The sequence below is a fragment of the Vibrio sp. 2304 genome (assembly GCF_033339475.1).
GTDB classification, from domain to species: Bacteria; Pseudomonadota; Gammaproteobacteria; order Enterobacterales; family Vibrionaceae; genus Vibrio; species Vibrio alginolyticus.
Genome location: NZ_JAWOUQ010000011.1, coordinates 79,270 through 100,730, shown reverse-complemented (window position 1 = coordinate 100,730; position 21,461 = coordinate 79,270). Strand labels below are relative to the sequence as shown.

General features: G+C 46.3%; 13 protein-coding genes. 10 read left to right on the top strand and 3 right to left on the bottom strand.

What is annotated here, in order from left to right:
* Window positions 1-69: 69 nt before the first annotated feature.
* Both R7P64_RS18960 and R7P64_RS18955 read right to left on the bottom strand, forming a co-directional pair.
* Entirely contained in the window at window positions 70-1,815 is a 1,746-nt protein-coding gene (locus R7P64_RS18960) for a GGDEF domain-containing protein (RefSeq protein WP_017633632.1), read from the bottom strand.
* A gap of 35 nt (window positions 1,816-1,850) precedes the next feature.
* Window positions 1,851-2,810 (bottom strand): TIGR01212 family radical SAM protein, encoded by a 960-nt coding sequence (locus tag R7P64_RS18955; protein WP_017633631.1) that lies wholly within the window; start codon window positions 2,808-2,810, stop codon window positions 1,851-1,853.
* A gap of 551 nt (window positions 2,811-3,361) precedes the next feature.
* Here R7P64_RS18955 and gltB (R7P64_RS18950) point away from each other — a divergent pair.
* The 10 genes from gltB (R7P64_RS18950) to R7P64_RS18905 all read left to right on the top strand — a co-directional run bounded on the left by gltB (R7P64_RS18950) (window position 3,362) and on the right by R7P64_RS18905 (window position 20,464).
* A complete protein-coding gene (gltB, locus tag R7P64_RS18950) occupies window positions 3,362-7,912 on the top strand; it encodes a glutamate synthase large subunit (RefSeq protein WP_064353629.1) in 4,551 nt (1,516 codons plus the stop codon).
* Window positions 7,912-9,381 carry a glutamate synthase subunit beta gene (locus R7P64_RS18945; RefSeq protein WP_318118473.1) on the top strand — a complete coding sequence of 490 codons (1,470 nt, stop codon included), beginning with the start codon at window positions 7,912-7,914 and terminating at the stop codon, window positions 9,379-9,381. The genes gltB (R7P64_RS18950) and R7P64_RS18945 overlap by 1 nt, the downstream gene beginning before the upstream one ends.
* Before the next feature lie 448 nt (window positions 9,382-9,829).
* Entirely contained in the window at window positions 9,830-14,293 is a 4,464-nt protein-coding gene (gltB, locus tag R7P64_RS18940) for a glutamate synthase large subunit (RefSeq protein ID WP_318123823.1), read from the top strand.
* A gap of 20 nt (window positions 14,294-14,313) precedes the next feature.
* Complete coding sequence (locus tag R7P64_RS18935) at window positions 14,314-15,726, top strand: FAD-dependent oxidoreductase (RefSeq protein WP_005381833.1); 1,413 nt, start codon at window positions 14,314-14,316, stop codon at window positions 15,724-15,726.
* Between the two features lie 91 nt (window positions 15,727-15,817).
* On the top strand, window positions 15,818-16,246 hold the full coding sequence (locus R7P64_RS18930) for a DUF1499 domain-containing protein (protein WP_025768418.1): 429 nt from the start codon (window positions 15,818-15,820) through the stop codon (window positions 16,244-16,246).
* A gap of 63 nt (window positions 16,247-16,309) precedes the next feature.
* Window positions 16,310-17,005 carry a 5'-methylthioadenosine/S-adenosylhomocysteine nucleosidase gene (gene mtnN, locus R7P64_RS18925; RefSeq protein WP_005381837.1) on the top strand — a complete coding sequence of 232 codons (696 nt, stop codon included), beginning with the start codon at window positions 16,310-16,312 and terminating at the stop codon, window positions 17,003-17,005.
* An 11-nt stretch (window positions 17,006-17,016) separates the two neighbouring features.
* A complete protein-coding gene (locus tag R7P64_RS18920) occupies window positions 17,017-17,970 on the top strand; it encodes a cobalamin biosynthesis family protein (RefSeq protein WP_138938957.1) in 954 nt (317 codons plus the stop codon).
* The gene (gene btuF / locus R7P64_RS18915) at window positions 17,970-18,791 is read left to right on the top strand and encodes a vitamin B12 ABC transporter substrate-binding protein BtuF (protein WP_213972917.1); all 822 of its coding nucleotides are present in this window, start codon (window positions 17,970-17,972) and stop codon (window positions 18,789-18,791) included. Before R7P64_RS18920 ends, btuF begins: the two co-directional genes overlap by 1 nt.
* A 69-nt stretch (window positions 18,792-18,860) precedes the next feature.
* Complete coding sequence (locus R7P64_RS18910) at window positions 18,861-19,481, top strand: TRIC cation channel family protein (protein ID WP_005387377.1); 621 nt, start codon at window positions 18,861-18,863, stop codon at window positions 19,479-19,481.
* 128 nt (window positions 19,482-19,609) lie between these two features.
* The gene (locus tag R7P64_RS18905) at window positions 19,610-20,464 is read left to right on the top strand and encodes a LysR family transcriptional regulator (RefSeq protein ID WP_213972918.1); all 855 of its coding nucleotides are present in this window, start codon (window positions 19,610-19,612) and stop codon (window positions 20,462-20,464) included.
* On the opposite strand, the gene R7P64_RS18900 is transcribed toward R7P64_RS18905, so the two are convergent.
* Window positions 20,406-21,185 (bottom strand): TSUP family transporter, encoded by a 780-nt coding sequence (locus R7P64_RS18900; RefSeq protein ID WP_017821480.1) that lies wholly within the window; start codon window positions 21,183-21,185, stop codon window positions 20,406-20,408. The genes R7P64_RS18905 and R7P64_RS18900 overlap by 59 nt on opposite strands.
* Window positions 21,186-21,461: the final 276 nt, after the last annotated feature.

Here is a 21,461-nt window from a genome sequence, read left to right as displayed (position 1 = left end):
AAGTTTAACGTGTTTAATACGGTGATTTAAACAATCAGCTATCAACTTAGAGCAAGCGGTCACAAAGCGTTAGCAAGAACTGGGGTGAATACAAGTGCGATTACGTCCATCAGCTTTAGCTTGATATAACGCACTGTCAGCCATAGCGATGCCCATTTCGGGTTCATCACCATGCTGAGGAATGTAAGAGACCAGACCGATACTGACGGTAAGGCGTTCAGATGCTTCTGAACTGTCGTGTTCCATATCAAGCTGTAGAATTTTCTCATGAATACGCTGTGCTACGTTGCGCGCACCTTCCGTGGTGGTATTCGGCAAGATAAAACCAAACTCCTCGCCACCATAACGCGCAACACAATCCGAAGAACGATTGATGACTTGTGTAAACACGGTAGCAACACTGACTAACGCTTCATCACCTTGTTGGTGACCGTAACAGTCGTTGTAATCTTTGAAAAAGTCGATGTCACATAACATGATGGTGAGCGGCAGCTTTTCTCTAGCATGGTGGTACCACAATACCTGCAGTTGTTCATCGAAACGGCGTCGGTTCGATACTTGAGTTAAGCTATCCATAAAGCTCAATTTTTCTAACTCTAGGTTGGCTTTTTCCAACTTTTGTTCTGCAAGATAACGCTCAGAAATATCACGCGCCATGATCAGCACACCATTCGTTCCTGATGCTTTATCTTTAAAAGGCGATTTCACCACATCAAACCACGTACTTTTACCATCACTACTCACGACTTTATCTATGTATCGAACTGGCTCTAACTGGCGTAATGCTTCTAAGTCACTGTCTGCTAAGCGCGCGTACATCTCTTTAGGAATCACGTCTTGGAGGCGCTTACCTATCAAATCAGAAATTTTTGAAATTCCTAACGCCTTAACAAAAGGCTGATTACACGCTTGATAGACCATGTTCTCATTGAAAATACCAATAGAGTCCGGACTGGCATCCAGAATCGTTTGTAAGATAGTATCTCTTTGCGCTAGCGCCACCTCTGTATCTTTGCGACGCTCCATTTCATCTCGCAGATTCTGTTGCATCTTGTGCCATTCAGTCACGTCATGACTAATAGACAGCGTACCGATAAGCTCACCACTCGGCGAAACAAGAGAGTTTTGATTGACTTCCAGTAAGCAACTTCGACCTTGTGGATCCGTTGTCCATTTACGTTCGCTTTTTCTGGTCATCTCACCCAAGGTCTTGGATGCGCAAGCTTCTTCCCTTCGCCCTTGCCAGAATTGATCAAATGCTCGATTGGTCGTTAACAGATTGCCTTGGCGGTCTTGGGTACAAATCAGCTCTGAAAGTGAGTCTAATGCCGAACGTGCGATGATTAATTGTGCAAGTTCTTGTTGCTGCTCTTGGTGAGTGGCTTGATATGGCTGAGCATAAAGAATCCAAACTCGATGATTGCGCAATAAACTCTTTCTGCCTGACAGCTCCACTTTAATAGATTCACTATCAGATAGTCGCCAGTCAAAAGCCTGCTGACGAAAATGACTACTAGAGAAGCGATCGAGAAACTGCTCAAGCTCATGAATATCGAATAAAGCAGGATACAAATACCCCGTTCCCAAAGAGCGAATGCCTAATAACTGCATCGCAGCCTGGTTAGATAGCAAGAGCTGAGCATGGCTAGTGTCCACCACTATGACTGGATAGGGAGAATCCGTTACTAGTTGCTTAAGTGACGTCTGAAAGTGCAAATAGATCAGTGCTAACGCGCACACGCCTGCGATTAACAACAAGACGACATAGCCATAACCGCCTTGACCACCCCAAAGCCAATTGAGTAACTGATCCATCGTTTAAACCTTCAAAGAACACTGGTTAAAATATATCAGTTATTTATTGAGCGATCTGCTATTAATTCCGGTTTAGTATAGATAAAGGTATTCCCCGTAAGACTCCCTTGAGCACCATGAGCACTGAGATCTCGACCAATTTCCGTCATCGCTAGCCAACGGTTTTCACACCACAGAGGCGATAATAACGTGGGCCTCCTAGCTGCTGATGAAACGCGATGATAAATCACATCTGGTGGTGTCATACGAATCATTTCACTGGCGATCGCAACATATTCTTCTAATTCAGGGGCTTCTAGCTTTCCAGCACGCCAAGCTTTCGCCATGGTGCTACCTTCGACAATATGCAAGCCATGTAACTTGATGCCATCCGTTCCCACGGCCAACACTTTTTGCAGCGTTTCAATATTTTCGGCGCGGGTTTCTTTGGGTAAACCCACAATTAAGTGAGTACAAACCTTGATTCCAAGTGTTCGCGCACGCTTAGTGATTTCGGCATAACACTCAAAGTCATGACCACGATTGATACGTTTTAGGGTGTCATTGTTGGCGGTTTGAAGACCTAGTTCTAGCCAAATTTCATAACCTTGCTGTACATAGCCCGACAGTAAATCCAATACCGCATCAGGGACGCAATCAGGACGCGTCCCCACACAAAGACCAACCATGTCTGCAGCCTTTAGTGCTTCCTCATACATGTTTTTGAGAACTTGTACTTCTGCATAGGTACTGGTGTAGGCCTGAAAATAAGCGAGATACTTCTTCGCTCTGTGAATTTCACCTGCGCGATCTTTTAACTGTTCGTGAATGCTTTTTATCTGGACTTCTTCATCTGCAAACGAAGCCACATTGCAAAATGTACATCCTCCCCGCCCAATCGTGCCATCGCGGTTAGGGCAACTAAATCCACCGTGCAATGTTAACTTATGAACCTTTTCACCGTATCGACGCTGAAGATCTTGGCCGATTGTATTGACCAACTCATGTAACTGCATAAATTCTCACCAACAGTAAATCGTAATCAATCTCACTACGATCTGTGTAAATAAATTACATCCCTGCAAGAAAAAACACACAATATTAATCAATTCAAACACCCATCATGCAGGTCAAAATCAATAAACTTGCATAATTAAAGACAAAAATCGTTCATGTTGCGTAAATGTTAAACTAAAAATGCATAATTAAACGAAAAAATTGGGTCACAACGCCGACTTTTTCATTGCATTCTGAAGTGACAAAATTGTAGGATACTTACACAACCCCGTTATTTTTGTGACTTTTATTACAAAGCACACTGCGGGATTTGTCGGTGTTATCCCACTCCTACCTATATAAATCACTAGATAGTGATAATAAATAAAGGGATACCACCAAGGATTGTTTTTCTCGCAAAACTTTTCCTGCGAGATACGGAAAGGAATCAAGACCGGTCAACCTAGATCGGTGGCGATAATAAATATAAAGGACAAGACGTAATCAATAGTCTAGGTAGTATTTGCTGCCCGGTACTTTTGCGTCGACATTGAACTGGAAGGATGTATCTATGGTAGATAGAGAGCAAAATCCACAGGGTCTGTACACTCCGGAACTGGAGCATGACGCTTGTGGTATCGGTTTTGTTGCTCACCTTAAAAACCGTAAATCTCATGAAGTAGTGACTCAAGCATTGGATATGCTGGCTCGCATGGAACACCGTGGTGGTCAAGGTTGTGACCCATGCAGCGGTGACGGTGCGGGTATCTTGCTACAAAAACCTCATGAATTCCTATTAGAAGAAGCCGTTAAGCTAGGCATTAAACTGCCTTCGTTTGAAAAGTATGGTGTTGGTGTCGTTCTTTTCCCGAAAGACGAATACAAACGCGAGCAATGCCGTGACATTCTAGAACGTAACGCACAACGTCTAGACCTTGAAGTTATCGGCTACCGCGTATTACCAACCGACAACTCCATGATTGGTGCCGACCCTCTAAGCACAGAGCCTCAATTTGAGCACGTGTTTATCTCCGGCGGCCCTGGCATCACGCCTGAAGAGCTAGAACGCAAACTGTACGTACTTCGTAATTACACCGTACGCGTTTGCCTAGAAAGCGTTTCGAACATTGGTGACGACTTCTACATTAACTCCATGTCTTACAAGACATTAGTGTACAAAGGTCAGTTAACGACTGAGCAAGTACCTCAGTACTTCCTCGATCTGCAAAACCCGACCATGGTGACTGCACTGGCACTGGTACACTCTCGTTTCTCTACCAACACCTTCCCGAAATGGCGTCTTGCACAGCCTTTCCGTTACATTGCCCACAACGGCGAAATCAATACAGTTCGCGGTAACTTGAACTGGATGAAAGCCCGTGAAGCAATCCTAGAATCAGACCTGTTCACTCAGGCTGAAATCGACATGCTTCTTCCAATCTGTCAGGAAGGCAGCTCGGATTCATCTAACTTTGACATGGCACTTGAGCTCCTAGTTCTGTCTGGTCGCAGCCTGCCACACGCATTGATGATGATGATTCCTGAAGCATGGCAAGAAAACAAAAACATGGATCCTAAACGTCGCGCGTTCTATCAGTACCATGCGAACATCATGGAACCATGGGATGGCCCGGCTTCCGTATGTTTTACTGATGGTGTTCAAGTTGGTGCGACACTAGACCGTAACGGTTTGCGCCCTTCTCGCTACACAGTGACCAAAGATAACTTCCTAGTGATGGCATCTGAATCTGGTGTTGTGGATATAGAACCAGAAAACGTTGAGTTCCGTGGTCGCCTACAGCCAGGTCGTATCTTCGTTGCAGACCTAGAACAAGGTCGAATCATCTCTGATGAAGAAGTGAAAGACACCATCGCAACGGCACAGCCTTACGAGAAGTGGGTAGAAGAAAACCTACTGAGCTTGAAGAAGCTGCCAGATGCGAGCAACCAGTTCAGCCAACCTAAGCCAGAACACCTTCTACACCGCCAACAAGCGTTTGGCGTAAGCACTGAAGAAGTGAACGAAATCATCGTTCCAATGGCGAATGACGCGAAAGAACCATTATCAGCAATGGGTGCCGACTGGCCTCTTGCGGTTCTATCTCATCAGTCTCAGCACCTTTCAAACTACTTCAAGCAGCTGTTTGCACAGGTAACCAACCCGCCGATCGACCCGATCCGTGAGCGCATGGTTATGTCGCTGAACACTTACTTGGGTAAAGACCAAAACCTTCTGACTGAAACACCACTTCACTGTCAGAAAGTAGAATTGGAATCGCCTGTTCTAGCCAACTCTGAGCTTGAAAAATTGCGTGCGATCGATAACGAGCACCTACAAGCGAAAACGTTGGATATCGTATTCCAAGCTAGTGAAGATCAAGGCAAACTTGAGCGTGCATTAAAACGTATCTGCCAATACGCAGAAGACGCGGTTATCGATGGTTATTCAATCATCCTACTCACTGACCGCGCAGTGAATTCAAACCACGCGGCGATCCCAGCAATGCTGGCAGTTGGCGCAGTACACCACCACTTGATCCGTAAAGGTCTACGTGCGAAGTGTGACATCGTGGTTGAAACTGGTGACGCGCGTGAAACGCACCACTTTGCAACGCTACTTGGTTACGGTGCGAATGCGGTTAACCCTTACCTAGTGATTGAAACCATCATTGAACTTCAACGTACGAAGAAGTTGGATCCAGAAGCGAACCCTCGCGATCTGTTCAACAACTACCGTAAAGCGATCAATGGCGGTCTTCTGAAGATCTTCTCGAAGATGGGCATCTCTACGCTACAGTCGTACCATGGTGCGCAAATCTTCGAAGCATTGGGTATCCACAAATCCGTGGTCGACAAATACTTCACAGGGACGGTTTCTCGTATCCAAGGTCTAACCCTTGATGATATCGCCAAAGAAGTACTTATCCGTCACCGCATCGGTTACCCACAACGCGAAATCCCAATTCAAATGCTGGATGTTGGTGGTGTTTACCAATGGAAACAGCGTGGTGAGAAGCACCTATTCAACCCAGAAACCATTTCTCTACTGCAAGAGTCTACGCGCAACAAGAACTACGATCAGTTCAAGCAATACGCGACTGCTGTAGATAAGCAAGGTGACAACGCGGTAACCCTGCGTAGCCAACTTGAGTTCATTAAGAACCCCGCTGGTTCTATCTCTATCGACGACGTCGAGCCAATTGAAAGCATCGTGAAACGCTTCGCGACAGGTGCAATGTCATTCGGTTCTATTTCTTACGAAGCACACTCCACACTGGCTGTTGCGATGAACCGTCTTGGCGCGAAATCGAACTCTGGTGAAGGTGGTGAAGACCCAATGCGTTTCGAGCGCAAAGAGAACGGCGATTGGGAACGCTCTGCAATCAAACAGGTGGCTTCAGGTCGTTTCGGCGTAACCTCTTACTACCTAACTAACGCTGAAGAGCTACAAATCAAGATGGCTCAAGGCGCGAAGCCAGGTGAAGGTGGTCAGCTACCAGGCGATAAAGTAGATGACTGGATCGGTGCTACACGTCACTCAACTCCGGGCGTCGGTCTTATCTCGCCACCGCCACACCACGATATCTACTCAATCGAGGATTTGGCTCAGCTTATCTATGACTTGAAGAACGCGAACCGCGCGGGCCGTGTAAACGTGAAGCTGGTATCGGAAGCTGGCGTAGGTACGATCGCTTCTGGTGTAGCGAAAGCGAAAGCGGACGTTGTACTTATCGCTGGTTTCGACGGTGGTACAGGTGCATCACCAATGTCTTCAATCCGTCATACCGGTCTTCCTTGGGAACTTGGCTTGGCAGAAACGCACCAAACGCTACTAAAGAACGGTCTACGTAACCGTATCGTGGTTCAAGCGGATGGTCAGATGAAGACACCTCGCGACCTTGCAGTGGCAACACTACTCGGTGCAGAAGAATGGGGCGTGGCAACCGCAGCATTGGTGGTTGAAGGTTGTATCATGATGCGTAAGTGTCATAAGAACACCTGTCCTGTTGGTATCGCGACTCAAAACAAAACACTTCGCGAGCGCTTTGATGGTCGCGTAGAAGACGTCGTAACCTTCTTCCAATACATGGCACAAGGTCTACGTGAAATCATGGCTGAACTTGGCTTCCGCACTATCGATGAGATGGTCGGTCAAGGTCAGAAGCTGAAGATTCGCCAAGACATTTCTCACTGGAAATACAAGAACCTAGATCTGTCTCCTGTTCTCCACGTTGAGCAACCACGTGAAGCTGATGGTGTATTCAACCAAGCTCAACAGAACCACAACCTAGAAGAAGTGCTAGACCGTAAGCTGATTCAAGCAGCGATTCCTGCACTCGAGAAAGGCGAAGCGGTGAATGCCGAGTTCCCTATCGTCAATACGGACCGCTCTGCAGGTACCATGCTGTCGAACGAAATCTCGAAAGTGTACAAAGATGCCGGTCTACCTCAGCCAATGAACGTGAAGTTCAAAGGTTCTGCGGGTCAGTCATTCGGCGCATTCCTAGCTAAGGGCGTGAAGTTCGAAGTAGAAGGCGACGCGAACGACTACTGGGGTAAAGGCTTATCCGGCGGTACTTTAGTACTTTATCCAGATGCGAAATCAAGCATTGTCGCGGAAGACAACATCGTGGTTGGTAACGTGTGCTTCTACGGTGCAACTTCGGGTGAGTCTTTCATTCGTGGTATGGCTGGTGAACGTTTCTGTGTTCGTAACTCAGGCGCGAAAGTAGTAGTAGAAGGCGTCGGTGACCACGGTTGTGAATACATGACTGGCGGTGCAGCCATCATCCTTGGGTCAACAGGTCGTAACTTTGCCGCAGGTATGAGTGGTGGCGTGGCTTACGTATGGGATAAATCAGGTGACTTTGAGTCAAAACTGAACCCAGAGTTAGTAGACCTAGATCCAATCGAGCAAGAAGACAGAGATCTATTACTCGACATGCTAACTAAGCATGTTCAATTCACAGGAAGTGAAGTCGCTCAGTCTTTCCTAGACAACTTTGAAGCAAGCCTAGCCTCTATGGTTAAGGTAATGCCGCGTGACTACAAAGCGGTTCTTCAAAAGCGTAAAGCTGAAGCACAGTCTCAAGGAAACGAAACTCAAGTGGAGGCCGTATAATGGGTAAGCCTACTGGATTTTTAGAGCATGGTCGTGAACTACCACAGAAGATCGACCCAGCTGAACGCATCAAGAACAACAAAGAGTTCGTTCTGAACGAGGAGTTTGGTGACAAGATCAATACTCAGGCTTCTCGTTGTATGGATTGTGGTGTGCCGTTTTGTCATAACGGCTGCCCTATCGGTAACATCATCCCAGAGTTTAACGATGCGGTTTATCGTGATAGCTGGGAAGAAGCTTGGAACATTCTAAGCTCAACCAATAACTTCCCAGAGTTCACTGGTCGTGTTTGCCCTGCTCCGTGTGAAAGTGCTTGTGTACTTGGCATCAACCAAGATCCAATCACTATCTGTAATATCGAGAAAACCATCGTAGAAACGGCGTATCGTGAAGGGTACGCCAAACCAAAAACACCACGCTCTCGCACTGGCAAAACCGTTGCGATCATTGGTTCAGGTCCTGCTGGCCTTGCGGCAGCAGAGCAGCTAAACAGCGCTGGTCATACTGTGACGGTATTCGAGCGAGACGAGAAAGTGGGCGGTCTGCTACGTTTTGGTATCCCAGACTTTAAACTGAGCATGGAAGTCATTGATCGCAAGATCAATCTAATGGCAGAAGCTGGCATTGAGTTTAAAGTAAACCAACACGTCGGTGTTGATGTAAATGCTCAACAATTGCGTCAAGAGTTCGATGTGGTTCTACTAACCGGTGGCTCAACGGTTCCACGTGATTTGCCCGTTCCGGGTCGTGAACTAAAAGGCGTTCACTTCGCGATGGAATTCCTAGGTCAAAATAACCGCCGTGCCAACGACATGGATCTTAAGGGTGAAGAACTTCACGCCGCGGGTAAACACGTTGTCGTTATCGGTGGTGGTGATACGGGTTCTGACTGTGTAGGTACATCAAACCGCCACGGTGCAGCAAGCATCACTCAGGTTGAAATCATGCCGATTCCACCAGAGAAGCGCCCAGCCAATATGCCTTGGCCTCAATACCCAATGATCCTACGTACTTCGACCTCTCATGAAGAAGGTGTCGATCGTCACTGGAACATCCTGACCAAAGAGTTCATCGGAAATGACAAAGGTGAAGTCACAGGCCTTCGTCTTGCTGATATCGTTTGGCAAGATGCAAAACCAGGCGAGCGCCCAAGCTTCAAAGAAGTAGAAGGCAGCGAGCGTGTGATTCCATGTGATATGGCATTTCTAGCGATGGGCTTCCTACACCCTGAACCAACAGGCGTACTTGCTCAACTGGATATCGCACTAGACGATCGCGGTAACGTAGCAACTCAAGATTTTGCTACTAACCAAGAAGGCGTATTTGCTGCTGGTGATATGCGAACAGGCCAATCTTTGGTGGTTCGTTGTATCAATGAAGGCCGCGAATGTGCCCGTGCTATCGATGATTATCTAATGGGTAGCACAAACCTAGAAGCAAAAGCAGATTCACTGATGCTTTCTGCTTAACGAAGCAGTCATGCTTCTCTCTTTCAATTGCCTAATAGCCATCAGCAATATCGATGGCTATCGGTGAAGAAAGAAAACAATTCCTTCCAATCTTTCTATTTTGACCAGCATTTTATGCTGGTCTTTTTTATCTCCCACAGAATCAAATGTTACTTTTTTGTAACAATCAATTTTCTATCTATTTGAAATTATTAAACTATTTTAGCTTATTAAATGGTAAATCGTATATTCACGTGATGATCCACTAATAACTTGACCTTTTTTACAATAAGCTATAGCTTGTGAAGTTGATGAAAATAAAACACTCAAAAAATGTTAAATATTTCACAACTTTTACTGAATAATTATACATAAAGCTATAAAGATGACGCATAGTTAGTCATCGATATCAACGTAAGCAGTGTTGATATATCTGTCGGGATGACGGATAAGCAAAGGGAGAATTGCAATGGCTCTTTATGATCCAAGTCTTGAGAAAGACAACTGTGGATTTGGCTTGATCGCGCATATGGAAGGCGAACAAAGCCACAAGCTGGTACGTACAGCAATTTCTGCACTTGACCGCATGACTCACCGTGGTGGTATCGCCGCCGATGGTAAAACTGGTGATGGTTGTGGTCTTCTATTACAAAAGCCCGATTCCTATTTACGTCTTATTGCCGAAGAAAATGGTTTCAACCTTGGCAAGCAATACGCCGTAGGGATGATTTTCTTCAACCAAGATCCAGTCAAAGCTCAACTCGCTAAAGACATCGTCAACAAAGAACTGGCGCAAGAGACGCTAACTGTGGCTGGTTGGCGTGAAGTACCAACTAATTCAGAAGTACTCGGTCCAATTGCGGCCAACTCGCTTCCAAATATTCAGCAAGTCTTTGTCTCTGCACCGGCAGGTTGGCGCGAACGCGACATTGAACGTCGTCTCTACATCGCACGCCGTCGCATCGAGAAACAAATCACCGAAGATCCGGATTTCTACATCTGTAGCTTGTCGACTCAAGTTTTGGTGTACAAAGGCCTATGCATGCCTGCGGACTTACCGCGCTTTTATCTTGATCTTGCCGATCTACGTATGGAATCTGCTATCTGTCTGTTCCACCAGCGTTTCTCTACCAACACTCAACCGCGTTGGCCATTAGCTCAACCGTTCCGCTACCTTGCTCATAATGGTGAGATCAATACCATTGAAGGTAACCGACAATGGGCACGCGCTCGTGCTTATAAGTTCTCGTCACCACTGCTGCCTGACCTACAAACTGCAGCACCGTTTGTGAACGAGACAGGCTCAGACTCGTCTAGCCTAGATAATATGCTAGATCTCTTCTTAGCTGGCGGCATGGATATCTTCCGTGCCATGCGTATGCTTGTGCCGCCAGCATGGCAAAACCACCCTGACATGGATCCGGATTTGCGTGCGTTTTACGATTTCAACTCCAAACACATGGAACCATGGGATGGCCCAGCAGGTATCGTACTGTCCGATGGTCGTTATGCTGCTTGTAACCTAGACCGAAACGGTCTACGTCCTGCGCGTTATGTAATTACCAAAGACAAGCTGATCACTCTGGCATCTGAGGTAGGGATTTGGAATTACGCCCCAGATGAAGTTGCCAAAAAAGGTCGTGTAGGTCCGGGGGAATTGCTCGTCATCGACACTCGTAAAGGTAAGCTTTGGCAGTCTAGCGAGATCGATAATGACCTGAAATCTCGTCACCCTTATCGCGAATGGATGGAGAACAACGTTCGCAAACTAACACCGTTCTCTCAACTGCCTGAAGATCAAGTAGGTGAGCGCAGCTTTGATGAAGACTTGCTTAAGACTTATCAAAAGCAGTTTGCCATGAGCAATGAAGAAGTCGATCAAGTATTGCGTGTCCTCGGTGATATGGGGCAAGAAGCCGTCGGTTCGATGGGTGATGACACCCCGATGGCGGTTCTTTCTTCGAAAGAGCGCTTGGTGACTGATTACTTCCGTCAGAAGTTCGCGCAGGTCACCAACCCACCAATCGATCCGCTGCGTGAGAAACACGTCATGTCGCTGGCGACCAGCATCGGCCAGGAGATGAACGTCTTCTGTGAAACCGATGGCCACGCGCATCGTGTAACCTTTGATTCTCCAGTACTGCTCTATTCAGACATGCAGCAACTACTAGAGCTGAGTGACGATCATTACCGTAATACCATTCTTGATATCAACTACGACCCACAACAAAAAGATCTTAAACAAGCCATTAATGATCTGTGTGAGCAAGCAGAGCAAGTCGTTCGTGAAGGCACGGTTTTAGTGGTGCTTTCGGACAGAGCCTTGGTCAAAGGTAAGTTGCCAATTCCGGCAGCAATGGCAGTCGGCGCCGTTCAAACTCGTCTGATTGACGCGAACTTACGTTGCGATGCCAACATTGTTGTCGAAACCGCAACAGCCCGTGATCCACACCAATTTGCCGTCTTGCTTGGTTTTGGTGCCACTGCGGTTTACCCATACCTTGCTTATGAAGCGTTAGGTAAACTGATTGATGATAAAGCACTAGAGAAAGACTACCGTGATGTGATGCAAAACTACCAATACGGCATCAACAAAGGCCTGTACAAGATCATGTCGAAAATGGGGATCTCAACCATCGCCTCTTACCGCTGCTCACAACTGTTTGAAGCAGTTGGCTTGAGCCAAGATGTGGTCGATCTGTGTTTTAAAGGCGTCACAACTCGAATTGAAGGCGCGAATTTTGACGACTTCCAGCAAGATCTTACAAACTTATCTCGTAAAGCATGGGCGAAACGCAAATCGATTGATCATGGCGGCTTGTTAAAGTACGTCCATGGAGGTGAATATCATGCTTACAACCCGGATGTCGTCGGCACGCTGCAACAGGCCGTTAAATCTGGCGAAAGTAACGACTATCAGAGCTTTGCTAAGCAGGTAAACCAACGCCCTGTTGCCATGCTGCGTGACTTAATGTCGCTGAAAAAATCAGACTCACCGCTGCCACTCGAGCAAATAGAACCACGCACTGAACTGTTCAAACGCTTTGACTCAGCGGCAATGTCCATTGGCGCACTTAGCCCAGAAGCGCATGAAGCACTTGCAACGGCGATGAACCGTCTTGGTGGTTACTCTAACTCGGGTGAAGGCGGTGAAGATCCTCGCCGTTTCGGTACTGAGCGTAACTCACGTATCAAACAGATTGCTTCTGGCCGATTTGGTGTAACGCCGCATTATCTAACTAATGCGGATGTACTGCAAATCAAGGTGGCACAAGGTGCGAAACCGGGTGAAGGTGGACAGCTACCAGGACACAAAGTCACCGCTGAAATCGCAAAACTGCGTTATTCGGTACAAGGCGTGACTCTGATCTCCCCTCCTCCGCACCACGATATCTATTCGATTGAAGATTTGGCCCAGCTGATCTTCGACCTTAAACAAGTCAACCCAAATGCGCTGGTTTCGGTAAAACTCGTCTCCGAGCCAGGTGTCGGCACCATCGCAACGGGCGTAGCCAAGGCTTACGCTGATCTTATTACCATTTCGGGTTACGACGGTGGTACCGCAGCAAGCCCATTAACTTCGGTAAAATACGCTGGTAGCCCTTGGGAGTTGGGGTTGGCAGAAACACAACAAGCACTGGTTGCTAATGGTCTGCGTCATAAGATCCGCCTACAGGTAGATGGTGGTCTAAAGACTGGTTTAGACGTAGTTAAAGCCGCAATTTTAGGTGCAGAAAGCTTCGGTTTTGGTACTGCGCCAATGGTCGCTATGGGTTGTAAGTTCCTACGAATTTGTCACCTCAACAACTGTGCAACTGGGGTTGCGACTCAAGACGAGACACTGCGTAAAGAATACTTCAAAGGTCTACCAGAAATGGTGATGAATTACTTCATCGGCCTGGCAGACGAAGTGCGCGGATTACTCGCCGAACTTGGCGTTGAAAAGCTGACGGACTTGATTGGTCGTACCGATTTACTTGAGGCAGTAGAGGGATTTACAGCGAAACAGACCAAGCTGGATCTATCCAATATTCTAGAAGCTCCAGTATCACCTGAGGGCCATCCGCTATTTTGGACAGAGCCAAACAAACCGTTTGATAAAGCTGAGCTCAACCAAAAGATCGTTGATGATGCCATGCATGCGGTCGAAAGCAGTCAATCGGCAAGTTTCTTCTACAATGTCATCAACACTGATCGTTCTGTTGGTGCACGCTTATCTGGCGAAATAGCAAAACGCTATGGCAACCAAGGATTGGCGGCTTCCCCTATCAAAATCTATCTTGACGGCACCGCAGGTCAGTCCTTTGGTGTTTGGAACGCAGGTGGTGTAGAGCTTTACCTCACGGGCGATGCGAACGACTACGTGGGCAAAGGCATGGCGGGTGGTAAAGTGGTTATCAAACCTCACCTTGGTACCGCATTTAAATGCAATGAAGCAACTATCATTGGTAACACCTGCCTGTACGGCGCGACTGGCGGCAAGCTGTTTGCGGCGGGTAAAGCAGGTGAACGTTTCGGCGTACGAAACTCAGGTACGATAGCCGTCATTGAAGGTGCTGGCGATAACGCTTGTGAGTACATGACTGGCGGTATTGTTGCCATTCTTGGTGCGACAGGTGTGAACTTTGGCGCGGGTATGACTGGAGGCTTTGCCTATGTTCTGGATGAGAACCAAAGCTTTGAAGGTCGAGTTAATACTGAGTCTGTCGAAGCCATCTCATTGTCCGATCTTTACATCCACCAAGAACATTTGCGTGGCCTAATTGCGGAACACCTTGAAGAAACAGGGTCGAGTCATGCAGAAAATATTTTGGCGAACTTTGATGAATGGATTCCAAAGTTCTATTTGGTGAAACCACAAGCGGCAGATCTTCGCACGCTACTTGGTCACCAGAGCCGCAGTGCCGCAGAGCTGCGTGTTCAAGCACAGTAATCATGGAGGATGTTTGAATCATGAGCCAGAACGTTTATCAATTTATCGATGTGCAGCGTGTAGATCCTGCGAAAAAGCCTATCAAAGTTCGTAAGATCGAGTTCGTTGAAATCTATGAACCGTTCACTAAACAACAGGCGACTGCACAAGCGGATCGCTGCTTAGATTGTGGCAACCCATATTGTGAATGGAAATGCCCAGTCCACAACTACATCCCTCAATGGTTAAAACTTGCCAATGAAGGTCGTATTCTTGAAGCGGTTGAACTATCGCATCAAACCAATAGCCTACCGGAAGTATGTGGGCGCGTTTGTCCTCAAGACCGCCTATGTGAAGGTTCATGCACGCTTAATGATGACTTTGGTGCCGTCACCATCGGTAACATAGAAAAGTACATTACCGACAAAGCGTTTGAAATGGGCTGGAAGCCAGATATGTCCAAGGTGGAGTGGACCGATAAAAAGGTTGCAATCATTGGAGCTGGCCCAGCTGGCTTGGCTGCCGCAGATATCCTAGTGCGCAATGGCGTTAAGCCCGTCGTGTTTGACCGCTACCCTGAAATTGGAGGCCTTCTGACCTTCGGCATTCCTTCCTTCAAGCTTGAAAAAGGCGTGATGGAAAACCGCCGCCGTGTGTTCACTGAAATGGGCGTCGAGTTCCGCATGAACATGGAAGTAGGCAAAGATGTCCAAATGCAAGAGCTACTTGATGAATACGATGCTGTTTTCTTGGGCGTTGGCACCTATAAATACATGCGTGCAGGTCTAGATAATGAAGATGCGCCGGGTGTGTATGACGCGCTGCCATTTTTAGTTTCGAACACCTACAAAGTCATGGATCTTGAGAGTAACCAACCCTTTATCGATATGGCAGGAAAGAAAGTCGTCGTACTGGGTGGTGGTGATACAGCAATGGACTGCGTTCGTACCTCAATTCGCCAAGGTGCCTCCAACGTAGTTTGTGCTTATCGTCGTGATGAGGCCAACATGCCGGGCTCTCGTCGCGAGGTAAAAAACGCAAAGGAAGAAGGCGTGAAGTTCATGTTCAACCTTCAACCTTTGGGAGTTGAAGTGGATGCGTCAGGCAAAGTCTCGGGGGTCAAAGTGGTGAAAACCGCACTTGGTGAACCTGATGAAGCGGGTCGCCGACGCCCAGAGCCCGTTGAAGGCAGCGAGCACGTTCTACCAGCAGACGTTGTTATCATGGCGTTTGGTTTCCAGCCGCACAAAATGGACTGGTTAGCACCGTTTGATGTCGATTTGGATCAGTGGGGTCGTATCAAAGCCCCTGCGAAGCAAGAGTTCCAATTCCAGACCAGCAATGAAAAGATCTTCGCGGGCGGCGATGCGGTACGAGGCTCTGATCTTGTCGTAACCGCAATTGATGAAGGACGAAAAGCGGCAGAAGGCATTCTCGATTACCTCGAAGTTTAATCTCAGCTAACCTCACAAAAAGGGTCCTGTTATTGGATCCTTTTTCTTTTGTATCCATATAATTAGAAACAAAATTATAAGAGTAAATATAATGAAAAAAGCCGCTCTCCTTTCCATTACTTTGCTCGGCTTAACCGCTTGTAGCCAAGGAGTCACAACCATGACGGATCGTTCTCAATCACCTTGTGGTGACAAACCAAACTGCGTCTCCACCCAAGACACGCGAGAAAAATACAACCTAACGCCATTTATCTTAGTTGATTCAGCGAACATCGACGCTATTGAGCAAGTTGCGCTTGAACTGCCAGGCGCGAAAACCGCGGTGAAAGAAAGCAACTACCTTCGTATCGAGTGCACATCTAAAATCATGCGCTTCGTGGATGACCTCGAACTAAAAATAGCAGGAGACCAACTGATTGTGCGCTCAGAATCTCGTGTGGGCTACTCTGACTTTGGCGTAAACAGAAAGCGCGCCGATCAATTACGAGAAAAGCTCACTCAAGCGAAGCTCATCAAATAGAAAACTGCCAACGGGGAGTGCTATACTCTCGGCCAACTAAAATATTTACTTAAAGAGAGTGTTATGAAAGTTGGTATCATCGGTGCGATGGAACAAGAAGTGACCATCCTGAAACAAGCAATTACAAACTGCAAAACTGTAAATAAAGCAGGTTGTACGTTTTTCTCTGGTCAAATTAACGATGTTGAAGTCGTCGTACTACAATCGGGCATCGGTAAAGTTGCAGCGGCAGTGGGCACGACAATCCTTCTTGATGAATACCAACCAGACGTTGTGATTAACACAGGCTCTGCTGGCGGTTTCGATTCAAGCTTAAACCTTGGCGATGTAGTTATCTCTACAGAAGTTCGTCATCATGATGCAGACGTAACCGCTTTTGGTTATGAGATTGGCCAAATGGCCGGTCAACCAGCTGCATTCAAAGCGGATGACAAGCTAATGGACTTAGCCGAAAAAGCCCTAGCACAAATGGAAAACACTCATGCGGTTCGCGGCCTAATTTGTACTGGCGATGCGTTTGTTTGTACTGCTGAGCGTCAAGAGTTTATTCGTAAACACTTCCCGTCAGTTATCGCTGTAGAAATGGAAGCATCTGCTATCGCTCAAACTTGTCACCAATTCAACACACCGTTTGTTGTTGTGCGTGCAATCTCTGATGTCGCTGATAAAGAATCACCAATGAGCTTTGATGAGTTCCTGCCTCTAGCAGCAAAAAGCTCTTCCGAAATGGTATTCAAAATGCTGGAACTCATTAAGTAAACGACTCATTCATGGAAGAAGTTTTTCAGTCATTTTATGCCAACGGTGCGCTCCTCATTATGTGGGGTGCACTGATCTTGCACCTTTTAGTGCCAATCCCCCATTCAGCGCACCCCATCACTTTATGGCGAAAGCTAGCAGAGCAGCTAGCTAACAAAGTGAACAATAATCACAATTACTCACAGAGTGTAATCTCAGGCAGTCTTGCATTAGGCTTGATGCTGTTTCCTTGCTTGATATTACTGATTGCAGTAAAGCCATTTGTTTGGCAAATCCCTTTATATGAACTGGTTCTATTGATCCTTGCGCTAGACTGGCGCAACAGCGAAACGTTAACGAAACAGCTCGTAACTAGTATGTCTTCGGAAGACAAAGCTCAGTGTCGAGCATTACTGAGACCATACCTTAATCGCGATACTGGTAGCCTCTCGATCGTTGGCATAGGTAAAGCTGGCTCAGAAACCCTGATTATGGGATACAGCCGCAACGTGATCGGTGTGCTATTTTGGTACGCACTAACAGGTGGCATTGGTGCGTTAATGTATCGACTCACAACAGAATTAGCGCGAGTGTGGTCCCCTAGCCGACGCCAATATTTGCCGTTTGGTAAACCTGTGATTCAACTGGTTGCTACTCTGGATATTATTCCACTTCGTCTCTTTGCCATACTTTTAGCTGCCGGAAAGAATACAAGTAATGTGCTCTCTGGAATACAACAGCAAGCGAAATCTTGGTCCTTACCAGGACCTAGCTGGGTGTTATGTACTATCGGACACAAACTACAACTGTCTTTATGCGGCCCTGCTATCTATCAAGGTGTGCGTGCAGAGCGCGCCAAAATCGGTGGGCGCATTGCGCCATCGGCTATTCACCTTTCACAAATACATACGCTGCTCGTTTGGCGCGTCCTGGCTTGGATCGCAATCCAAAGTTTGCTTTTAGGAATAATTTATCAAGGATTATGATGAATAAATTATGCTTCGCATTAACGCTGTTTGTTTCGACAGCGACCTTCGCTCAACCCGCTCAACGCATTATAAGTTTAGCTCCACATGCCACCGAAATTGCCTTTGTAGCAGGGCTAGGAGACCAGCTTGTTGCTGTCAGCGAAATGAGCGATTATCCAGAACAGGCAAAGCAGCTAGAAAGAGTCTCAAATTATCAAGGAATTAAATTAGAGCGCATTATTGCTCTTCAACCGGACTTAGTGATTGCTTGGCCAGCCGGAAACCCCGCTAAAGAGTTGGAGAAAATTAAACAGTTCGGTATTCCTATCTATTACTCCACTACAGGTTCATTAGAAGATATCGCCAATAATATCGAGCAACTCAGCCAATACAGCGAAACTCCACAAGTAGGAAAAAAGGCCGCTGAAGATTTTAGAACGCAGCTGAGTACACTAAAAGAACAGTACAACACGAACGAGAAAGTTAGTTACTTTTATCAGTTGAGTGAAAAGCCTATCATCACTGTCGCTGGAAAGAACTGGCCAAGTGAAGTCTTTACTTTTTGCGGTGGTGAGAACATTTTCGCCGCATCTAGCGCGCCTTATCCTCAAGTTAGCATCGAGCAAGTCATTACTCGCCAGCCAGAGGTTATTTTTACTTCTCGTCACGCAATGAGTAACGATGGTATGTGGGCTGAGTGGAGTAATGAGCTTCTTGCCCTTAAAAACAAACACATCTGGTCCCTAAACTCTGATTGGATTAACCGTCCGACACCACGCACATTGAACGCGATCAAAGAAGTGTGTGAGCACTTTAAAAGCGTTCGTCAAAAACGCTAACGATTTCGTGGCAAATACCGTACAATTTCCGCCCATTTTTTCTCACACTATTTAAAGGTACTAAGTAACATGGACTCCATGCTGCTTTATATGATCGATTTGTTCGGTACCGCTGTTTTCGCTATCTCTGGCGTATTACTGGCGGGCCGTTTAAAAATGGATCCATTCGGCGTTATCGTGCTCGGCAGTGTGACTGCTATAGGTGGCGGAACAATCCGAGACATGGCGCTTGGTGCCACTCCCGTATTTTGGATAACAGATACGACTTACTTATGGGTGATATTTGTTACGTGTCTACTAACCATGCTTGTTATTCGAAGACCCAAGCGACTCTCATGGTGGGTATTACCCGTTTGTGATGCCATCGGTCTCGCTGTATTTGTGGGAATAGGAGTAGAAAAGGCACTCGCCTACAATGCATCTGGGATGGTCGCTGTGATAATGGGGGTTATTACTGGCTGTGGCGGTGGCATTATACGAGACGTGCTGGCTCGCGAAGTTCCTATGGTATTAAGAAGTGAAGTCTATGCTACGGCATGTATTATTGGCGGCATCTTCCATACGATGGCGGTAAACATGGGTTATGACCACTCAACGGCTTTACTCGCTGGTGTAATCTCAACGCTCATTATACGTCTCGGTGCGATTCGTTGGCATCTATCCCTGCCAACTTTCGCCATTAACCGTTAAACACAAACATCATCACTCACCATGGAGTCGACCAAGTGTCGGCTCCTCTCATTTATGCTCATTTGATTCGCCAATTCTTGGGCAATTCGCTAAATTATCTCAACCATTCCTAACTTTCATTAATCATTATGTTGCTTGAAGGTATTGAAACGTTACTTGTCCTCAGTAAAGAAAAAACCATGAGCCGCACAGGCAGTCAACTCTATATTAGTCAATCTGCCGTGAGTAAACGTATTTCAAATCTAGAGAAGAAGTTAGGAAAAAAATTGATAGAGCCAAATGGTCGGCACATAAAGCTGACCTCCGATGGCCTTGCGCTCATCAACACGATCGAGCCAACGTTCAATGAGTTAAGAGGAAAAATCTACGATCAACAACAAATAGAAGATACTTCTTTGATCAAGATAGACTGCTCTGAAACCTTAGTTGCTGGATACCTCAGCATGATCATGGCAGAACACTTTGCCCATGATCAGTACATACGAATATCGACCAATCATACGCCACGCATTATTGAGAATGTGAAATCAGGCAAAGCTACATTGGGATTTTGCGCTGGCTATCTACCACCTCATCATGGATTAATGAGCCTTCACCTCGCCGATGAACCTTTCTCAATTGTCAGTCGACATTCACTTTCACAACTACCTAAAGCTATTTTGACCAATGACCTAACTAACCCTGCCAACACATATCAACAAGCTATTTTATCCAAACACGGAATCGAACCTTTGATGGAAATGGATTCGTATACTGCGGCAGCACAACTGGCTTTGGGAGGTATGGCTCCCGCTTTAATCCCTAAATCTATCCTAACGACACTTAATATCACACCTAAGTTCTGCTATGACTTTGAAGAGCTAGATCAGTTAGTTCGACCAATACATATCTGCTTACGTCACAGCACATATCGTAGCGAGCGAGTTAAAGCACTGACAGAATCCATTGCTGATGTTGTTGCCAAAGAAGTTTCGTTGCCATGAGCATCGACATCACTATAACTAGAGGACGAATCCATTTTTGCCCTTTACTTACCACGACCTTCGCCCCTAACTGAGCACCAAGAAAACCGCCAACAGCCATAGTTAAGCCAAGCTTCCACACTGGCAACCCAGCTAAGATAAAAAAGAGTAGTGCCGCAATGTTTGACGTGAAATTGAGGATTTTGGTTCTAGCTGTGGCTTCGACCAAAGAAAAGTGACCTAGTGCAACAAAACAAACAGTAAAAATAGATCCAGTCCCAGGGCCAAAAAAGCCATCATAGAAACCGATCCCTCCACCAATGCATAGCGCAAACATCGCTTCAGATAACTTTGGTTCTCCATCGATTTTTCTCGTACTTGGCGCGAGTAAAAAATAGAGGGAAATGGCTATCAAAAGAACAGGGATCAAACTGGTGAGTACGCTAGCATCAATAAACTGCACAGCCTCGGCACCGATCGCTGCACCAATAAAAGTACAGAGTATCGCGAAACGCATTTCCTTTAGGCTGACAATACCGTTACGCACGAAATACCAGCTAGCAGAGAAACTGCCAAACGAACTTTGTAACTTATTGGTTGCTAGAGCTTGAGTCGGACTCAACCCCGCAGCCAAAAGCGCAGGGAGCGTAATGAGCCCTCCCCCACCAGCCATCGCATCAATAAAGCCTGCGGCAGTCGCAACCAAAAATAAGGCCAACAAAATCTCAACCGTGATTTCCACTACACTTCCTTTTTGAAGAGGTATCAAAGAGGAAGAAACGGTAGCACTTATTCACAAAACTACCAATGGAAAGTCAAGACACCAATCTATTCCTAATTTTCATAGAATTAATGCTTAAACTTGACTCCAAACTTTTATATAAAATTTAGTTGTCAGAAAGAATTGAATCATTGTCACAAATCTATTCCTGATAATGAGATCAAACGCTTACCTTTAAATATAAAACTAGACGAATATGAAAGATCTGTTCAGCATGTAGAGTTTACATTGTCAGCT